This is a genomic window from Yersinia sp. 2542 StPb PI (assembly GCF_048593855.1).
GTDB lineage: Bacteria > Pseudomonadota > Gammaproteobacteria > Enterobacterales > Enterobacteriaceae > Yersinia > Yersinia enterocolitica_E.
On the sequence record NZ_JAZGQA010000200.1, the window covers coordinates 1 to 7,565 of the forward strand.

Consider the following 7,565-nt stretch of genomic DNA (forward strand, 5'->3'; position numbering starts at 1 on the left):
GCCGCCTGATAATCTGTTTCCAGATCCGATTCCGCACTGCTTTGCTCGGCTAATTCTCGCGACATTTCCACATGACGATACTGCTCAGTCACCAATTGCTTGCGGCTGGTCAGCAAGTCACGGCGCAATACCAATGCGCCATCAAGATGGATCCGCCGCTCATTGGCATGACGCATATAGTCAGCAGCAACGTAGGACGTTGCCTCTGAAATCAGATGCTTAAACAAATCACGATCAGATTGAGTGACACGAATAGCCTCAAGGGTCATACGGTTTTCACGCAATGCCGCTTCCATATCCTGGAAGGCTTTGCGCACACCGCTGTTTTCTGGCAATAAGTAATCACGCAGTGAGCGGGTAATCGCGCTGGAAATACCACCGTACAACGATGCTTCTATCAAACGGTAAAATTTGCTGCGATCGGCAGAAGAGCGTAAACGCTTTGGAATCACACCCAAATCAAACATCAGCGAGTGGTAGTCAGTGATGGAGTTAAATTGCTTGAACTGCACCCCTTCCATCGCTTCGACGCGCTCTTTCAGCTCTTGTAATGACAGGACGCGCGCCTGACGCTCACCCACCACCTCGGTAAGAATCTGGGTAGGTTGGATAGCCGTCGGCAGCCCCTGAATGGTGAAAGGCTTAATATCAACCTTGCGGTCACGCCCTGCCACTTGTTGCAACCGCACCCCGACAACCACACGTTGGTGGCGGGAGTTGACGACATCCAGCGTTGAATAACAGACCCCGGCCCGCAATTTGCCGTGCAGACCTTTATCACGGGAACCACTGGTAGCACCGGCTTCGGTGGTGTTACGAAAGTGCAGCAGTGTCAGGTCAGGAATCAGTGCTGTAACAAAAGCGGCCATAGTGGTGGATTTACCCGCACCATTGCCGCCAGATAAGGTGGTTACCAGCTCATCAAGATCGAATGTCCGGGCAAAAAAACCATTCCAGTTAACCAAGGTCAGCGAGCGAAATTTACCGCGTTCAATCATTCCTGTTCATCCTCTGCACTGTCCGCTGCATTACCCATGGTGATGTCAGTTTCATCGTTTTCATCATGGAGTGACAGACTGTTTTCCACCGCCATGGCCTCGCCATCACGGATCATGCGTAACTGGGCTTCCCGTGGGTCATCGCCGCTACGCACATCAGCACCAAAGCGGAATACCGCTTCAGTGATACGAAACTTGCTGCTGTCATTGCCCATAAAGTAGATCATACCCAACCGACGCAGCCGGTTAAGTGACGTTCTTACTTTTTCCTGCAACTTCTGCTTATCCAAATCCGACCCGGTTGAGCGCTGGTTAACAAACTTCAGCAATTTGCTCTCATCAGCCAGACTTAGCAGCTCTTCGTATAATTCGTGCTGCGCGAAAATGCCTTCATGGGCCAAACGTTCAGGGCTGAGATACAGATAACAAAGGATCTTGCCAACCATCATATCCAGCTCAGATAGCACCGAGCGTGGAATCAGCGTGGTAGAACGGGGGCGCAGATAGAAGAAACCTTCCGGTGCACGGATTAACTCCACGTTATAACGGGTATAAAACTCTTCCAGTTGCTCCTGAAAATCCATCAGGAAAGCATGATTATCCAGTTCATCAATCCCGATATGACGACCGGCACGTAACTGGCTGTCAAGTGCTGGAAACAGTGAGTTGGCCAATGCCTGAGCCAGTTTAACGGGCATTACTACTTCAATATTTGTTGATGACATGTGCCTGCACCTTGGCTCCGTAATCATTGATTGCCAACCATTCTGCTGGTAACCCTGAGAAATCGGCTTCGGCCACACCAAGGCGAACTGCCTGGTCGACCAGGATACGAGCCACGTCGAAATGACGAGCACGCGGATATTGCGCGAGGTAGTCGCGCATCACTTCCCCCAGATTAAGTGGCATCTTTTGTTGCTGGTATACCAACAACGCCTGCTCAATCAGGGCGGCTAATTGCTCACGGATCTCATTAAATTCTTCAAATTCCAGATCCGGTGGCAGCTCCCCGGTAACTTCCTCACTGCGCAACGCCAGTTCTTCATCGCGCATATCCAGCAAGCGATCAGCGTTGGCATAGGTGAGAGTCCATGGGCTATCAAAATAATTCTGCACTGACTGGCGCAAGCGTTGGGCAAAGACACGGTTTTTATCCATATCAATCGCAGTACGGATAAACTTATGCACGTGGCGGTCATAGCCGATCCACAGATCAATCGCTTGTTGGCCCCAACTGATAATGCGGTCAAGTTTACTTTGTAAATCAAAGACCAACTTATCCACCAGATCCAGACCCGCATTGCCGATAGTGGCTTCTTGAATACGTAACAGGTTAGCCTGAAGTTTATCACCTGCCGCTTCCAGCGTATCTTGTAATTCACGCAGTGTGCCGGAGGTTTCTGACAACAGCATTTCACAACTGGCAATAGCCGCCCGCCAATCCTGATTCAGCAACGCGGCGATATCTTCCTTCACACTATGTTGCTGCTCGTCCATCAAGCGTTGCGTCATATCAATGCTGTCGAAAATTTCAGCAACTGAATATTTTAGCGGGGCAAAAACATTACGATGCCAGTGGAATTCATCGCCCCCCTCTTCGGCCGCTTCGGCCGCCCGTTGTAGCTCTTGTGCGACAATCGATAACTGCATTGACAGGCGCAGGGTGGAGAATTCGCGCTGCCGGATATAGTAGTCAGTGATACCAATGCCTAACGGCGTCAGGCGGTAAATGGCATTACCATCGGCAATTTCACTGGTAAAACGGTTGAGTAACCGCTGGCGCACCATGTCATTGATAGCATTATTCGCGCGCACGGCCACGGTTTCATGGGTCTGCTCAAAACCTTTACAGACGTGGCGAAATGCATCAACTAACTCCCCTTCACTCATTTCGCCATCCAGCCGCTCACCGTTTAACGTGGCAATAGCCAAAAGAAAGGCCAAACGATCTGTGGGCAGAGTAATCGAAAAGTCATTTTTCCGCGCCCAGGCGACCAGTTCGGGTACTGTCTGGGAAAAGTCACTCATAATGGGTCCTTCAGATTTGGCTTAAACGCCGAGACATGCACGTAGCGCCCCAGGCTGATAAAGGGCTCCTGCCGGCAATAGCGCTGTTCCAACGCCAATAATTCAGCAAACTCATCAACTTGTTGCTGTTTATTTTTCATGTAATCGTGAAACACCCGTACTCCCGTCTTACCGCTAATGGATAAACCCATTTGCTCAAGCCAACCATATACCGTTGGTGGATCTAAAGGGTATTGCGGCGATAGCGAACGCTGCCTACGCCTTTTTACACCCGGTAACGCCAACTGAAAGTTACCCAATACCGCATTACGCATCACCAATCCATTGGCATTGAAAAACATCAATGAGAGCGCGCCGCCGGGAGTCAACGCATTAAAGAGTATTTGCAGAACGTGTTGAGGCTCTGCAATCCATTCTAAAACCGCATGGAACAATATCAGATCAACCGGCTGTTCTAAATGTTGGGTGATGTCCTGAGCCGCACTTTGTACAAATTGCATGTTGTGGCTCACACCTTTTTCCAAGGCAGCGGCTTTCGCGCGCTGGATCATCTCCGCTGACAGGTCACATAATAGGACCTGGTGGCCTAATGCCGCCAGTTGGCAAGCCATATGCCCTTCGCCACCGCCCGCATCTAAAATCCGCAACGGGCGTGGTGGCAGCTGCGCTAACAGCCCGCTGATATCTTGCCAAACCACCGCCTGACGAATCATTCCCTTCGTCGTACCATAGATATTGCGGGAAAACTTCTCAGCAATGTCATCGAAATTGCGATCCTGCATGAACAACTGCTCCGCTATCACTATTGATTTGCCGCCCTTGCTTGATAGAACCTCGCAAATCAATAGCCACAGTAAAAAGAATGCCTACCAACCTGCTATTTTGGCACAGCCTGACTTAGAATAAATCCTCTTGGCCTGTAATCAGCGCCAAATGCCGGTTTTTCAGCCAAAAGGGCCCTATTTTTATGCTTTTCACCTTAAAAAAGTTTGTTGGCGGCTTATTAATGCCCCTGCCCTTGTTACTCATCATCATGGGGCTGGCACTCATTTTATTGTGGTTTACCCGCTGGCAGAAAAGTGGCAAAACACTTTTTGCGTTGAGTTGGCTGGTATTATTGCTTATTAGCCTGCAACCTGTCGCTGACCGCCTGCTATTGCCACTGGAAAAGTCATACGCGACTTATCAGGGAAACGACCCGGTAGATTACATTGTTGTGCTCGGTGGCGGCTACACGTTTAATCCGAATTGGGCACCAAGCGCCAATTTATTCGCAAATAGCCTGCCAAGAGTCACTGAGGGTGTCAGGTTGTATCGTGCACATCCTAACGCAAAAATGGTTTTTACTGGCAGTGCGGGTCCGAACAACCAAAGCAGTGCAACAACAGCAGCTCAGGTGGCAGAAAGCTTAGGTGTTCCGGTGGCGAATATTATTGCGTTAGAGCAACCGAAAGATACCGTTGAAGAAGCCGCGGCGGTGGCCACTCTGGTAGGTGATAAACCATTTCTACTGGTCACCTCGGCAAATCATCTGCCCCGAGCGATTAAATTCTTTACCGCCATTGGGTTACATCCAATCCCCGCGCCTGCAAATCAGTTAGCCATCACTACACCGTTGCATAGCTGGGAGCGTGCTATTCCAGCAGCGGCTTATTTAGGCCACACCGAACGTGCCTGGTATGAAACATTGGGGCTGTTGTGGCAAAAATTAAGCGGGGATAGCAAGGGTGAATAAATTAGTTTAACCAAGGGATGAGTTGCCGGGCGGCATTATCAAATACAGCACGATCCAGATTCCCGGTATGGATAAAGCGAGCCACCAGTTCCCAAAGGGTATAGAGCCATCGGCGGGCAACAAAGGATTCAGAGACCGGTGCTTTATTGAGATAACGATAGAATAGCTGACTAGGCATGCCCTCTTCGCTGAGACGGAACAAGTCATACTCTCGTGGAGCCCACAACATCGGGCCTGGATTAAGCATCGCTAGCAACTGATCGCTGCGCGCATCTTTTAACATACTGCGGAGAGTCAGATTGCCGTGCACCAGCACTGAGCTGTCATCAAAACCGGCAAAAAGTGCCGTTAATGACGCCTTCGCACGGTAAAGTATCGCACGCTCTTCCAATGTCATAACCGGTGAATTCATATTAGACAAGGTCGCCCACAACACTTCAACTCGTTGCTGATACCAACTGAACCAATCATTTTCCTGGGTGCTATCAACATTACCCACACAACCGTGGCTATCAATGCGATGCCATGCCAGTACACCTTCAACTATCTGATCCATCAAAGCATCCCAGCGTTCCCCCGTCCGAGTCGGTGCCTCCACCGAAACACCACGTAAACGCTCCATCAACAGAATTTCTTTATACGGGGATTGGTGGGTCATCACCAGTCCGTACACGGTGGGTAACCGGATATCGCCTTCCCGAGCCAGCATGGAAAGTTTATACGCCTCTTGCTGTGCTATCCCCTGACAAACATAGCTCTTCGCCAGTAATGGGATTGCCTGCCCCTGCTGGTTATACATCGCGTACAGGTGGGCATAGGGCTGCTCGCTGATACGTTCGAGGCGGGTGATAGATTCCCCGAGCACCACACTTAATTCAGCTTTCAGTTGTTCCATTATGCTCAGTCCAATTATCTGGCGAAATTGATGGTTCATAATGGGATGACGGGCGGGAGATTTCCAGAATGCAGATCAACTATTATTGATAATAAAAATCAAACTATCGGATACAAAGTAAAAACGCCAGGCCCAATTGGACCTGGCGCAAACAGTTCGGTGCCCGTAATGGTTACTGATGAAGCATGATAGCGCGCACCCGATCCAGATCAGCCTGAGTATCAACCCCAACCGTGGGTATCGCTTTTGCTACCGCGACGTGGATCTTTTCGCCATACCACAGTACTCGAAGTTGCTCTAATAGCTCGATTTGTTCGAGTTTGCTCGGTGCCCAATTAACATAACGGCGGATAAAACCGGCACGATAAGCATAAATACCAATATGGCGTAAGAAACAATCACCGATAGTCTCTTTTGACTGAGCAAAACGCTCTCTTTCCCATGGGATCGCCGCGCGGGAGAAATAGAGCGCGTAGCCTTGCTCATCCATCACCACTTTAACCGCATTAGGGTTAAATGCTTCTTCGCTACTTTCAATCGGCACCGCTAATGTTGCCATGCCAGCACGACAAGCGGCCAGATTATCAGCCACCTGACGGATAATTACCGGGGGTATCAGAGGTTCATCCCCTTGGACATTTACGATAATATCATCATCGGAAAAACCATAGAGTTCAATCACTTCGGCTAAGCGCTCGGTGCCAGATTGATGATCGGCACGGGTCATACATACCTCACCACCGGCGGCCTCAACGGCTCTCACCACCTCAGGATGATCTGTTGCCACAATCACCCGTGACGCGCCCGACGCCTTTGCTCGTTCCATCACATGAACTACCATCGGTTTGCCCGCAATATCAGCCAATGGCTTGCCGGGTAACCGGGTTGAAGCATATCGAGCGGGAATTATAGCGATGAAACTCATGCGTGCTTCTCATCAATTGACAGTGGGCGGGCTTCATTCTCCAACAATACCGGAATGCCATCGCGCACCGGATAAGCCAGATTGTCGGCTTTACATACCAATTCAAGGTTTTCTTTATTGAAATACAACTTGCCGTTGCAAACCGGACAGGCAACGATTTCGAGTAAACGGTGGTCCATACATCCTCCAGAATGGAGTTTAGCCAGCAGGAAAGTGCTCGAGGATACCATATCTGCTGAAGCAGGTTAACTGTACCGATGCTGCCTGCGCTATCAGCGATTAATAACAAGGAGTTATGTTAATTAGCAACTACATAAGTAAATATAGATAGCTATCTCGTGGGATAAATGCTGGTTTTGTTATTGATATGTTGAATAGCGAGGAGTAGAATTTTGTGACTCACATCACATAAATAGGCATATCGAGTAAGAGATGAAAGTATTCCATAAAATTATTGCGCTGTTTGCTAACTTCAGCAACTAAGCCGCATAAAAACAAATAGAAGCACCTGCAAAAGCTGCCCGGCGACAAAACAACCTGTCGAATAGAGGCCAAAAATACCCAAGGGTATAAATACAAACGGCTACCAAAAGGTAGCCGTTTGCTTAGAAAACGAGTTGATCGTCGTCGTATACTTAGAAAGCGATCACATCTGCTGCTGACGGCCCGTGAATACTACGATAAGTAGAGAATTCAACGTCCTGCCCTTCACTGAGTGATTTATTTTTGGTGTTGGCGATAGCCGTCTTGCTGACATACACATCCAAACTACCATCGTGTGGCGAGATGAAACCGTAACCTTCTGATTGGTTGAACCATTTCACGCGACCCATTTTTAACGTCATAATAAATTTCCTTTTACTGGGCATCCTAACAACTCATTTTTATTTATTGTTTAGATGCAGTTGCCCATCCTAAAGTTTTCTGATTAAACCTCTATGAGCTTGATTTTATGAAAAAACCCGCATAAGTGCGGGCTTTAGA

The 7,565-nt window shown here is 48.9% G+C and carries 9 protein-coding genes; 1 reads left to right on the forward strand and 8 read right to left on the reverse strand.

The window, feature by feature from the left end:
- The 4 genes from V1952_RS18245 to cmoM form a co-directional block, all read right to left on the reverse strand.
- On the reverse strand, positions 1 to 998 hold a 998-nt coding region (locus tag V1952_RS18245), incomplete at its 3' end, for an ATP-binding protein (protein ID WP_420071871.1).
- On the reverse strand, positions 995 to 1,723 hold the full coding sequence (gene mukE, locus V1952_RS18250; protein WP_420075274.1) for a chromosome partition protein MukE: 729 nt from the start codon (positions 1,721 to 1,723) through the stop codon (positions 995 to 997). The genes V1952_RS18245 and mukE, both read right to left, overlap by 4 nt.
- Positions 1,704 to 3,026, reverse strand: coding sequence for a chromosome partition protein MukF (gene mukF / locus V1952_RS18255; protein ID WP_102970391.1), 1,323 nt, complete (start codon positions 3,024 to 3,026; stop codon positions 1,704 to 1,706). Before mukF ends, mukE begins: the two co-directional genes overlap by 20 nt.
- Positions 3,023 to 3,808: a tRNA uridine 5-oxyacetic acid(34) methyltransferase CmoM gene (gene cmoM, locus V1952_RS18260; protein ID WP_372559328.1), complete on the reverse strand. Its 786-nt coding sequence runs from the start codon at positions 3,806 to 3,808 to the stop codon at positions 3,023 to 3,025. Before cmoM ends, mukF begins: the two co-directional genes overlap by 4 nt.
- A gap of 185 nt (positions 3,809 to 3,993) precedes the next feature.
- Here cmoM and elyC point away from each other — a divergent pair, with 185 nt between their 5' ends.
- Entirely contained in the window at positions 3,994 to 4,761 is a 768-nt protein-coding gene (gene elyC / locus V1952_RS18265; protein WP_372559329.1) for an envelope biogenesis factor ElyC, read from the forward strand.
- Position 4,762: 1 nt separating this feature from the next.
- On the opposite strand, the gene V1952_RS18270 is transcribed toward elyC, so the two are convergent.
- The 4 genes from V1952_RS18270 to V1952_RS18285 form a co-directional block, all read right to left on the reverse strand.
- Complete coding sequence (locus V1952_RS18270) at positions 4,763 to 5,656, reverse strand: YcbJ family phosphotransferase (protein ID WP_420075275.1); 894 nt, start codon at positions 5,654 to 5,656, stop codon at positions 4,763 to 4,765.
- Positions 5,657 to 5,828: 172 nt separating this feature from the next.
- Positions 5,829 to 6,581, reverse strand: coding sequence for a 3-deoxy-manno-octulosonate cytidylyltransferase (gene kdsB, locus V1952_RS18275; RefSeq protein ID WP_420075276.1), 753 nt, complete (start codon positions 6,579 to 6,581; stop codon positions 5,829 to 5,831).
- Positions 6,578 to 6,760: a Trm112 family protein gene (locus V1952_RS18280; RefSeq protein ID WP_004700032.1), complete on the reverse strand. Its 183-nt coding sequence runs from the start codon at positions 6,758 to 6,760 to the stop codon at positions 6,578 to 6,580. Before V1952_RS18280 ends, kdsB begins: the two co-directional genes overlap by 4 nt.
- Positions 6,761 to 7,216: 456 nt before the next feature.
- The gene (locus V1952_RS18285) at positions 7,217 to 7,426 is read right to left on the reverse strand and encodes a cold-shock protein (protein ID WP_005159937.1); all 210 of its coding nucleotides are present in this window, start codon (positions 7,424 to 7,426) and stop codon (positions 7,217 to 7,219) included.
- Between the last annotated feature and the right edge of the window lie 139 nt (positions 7,427 to 7,565).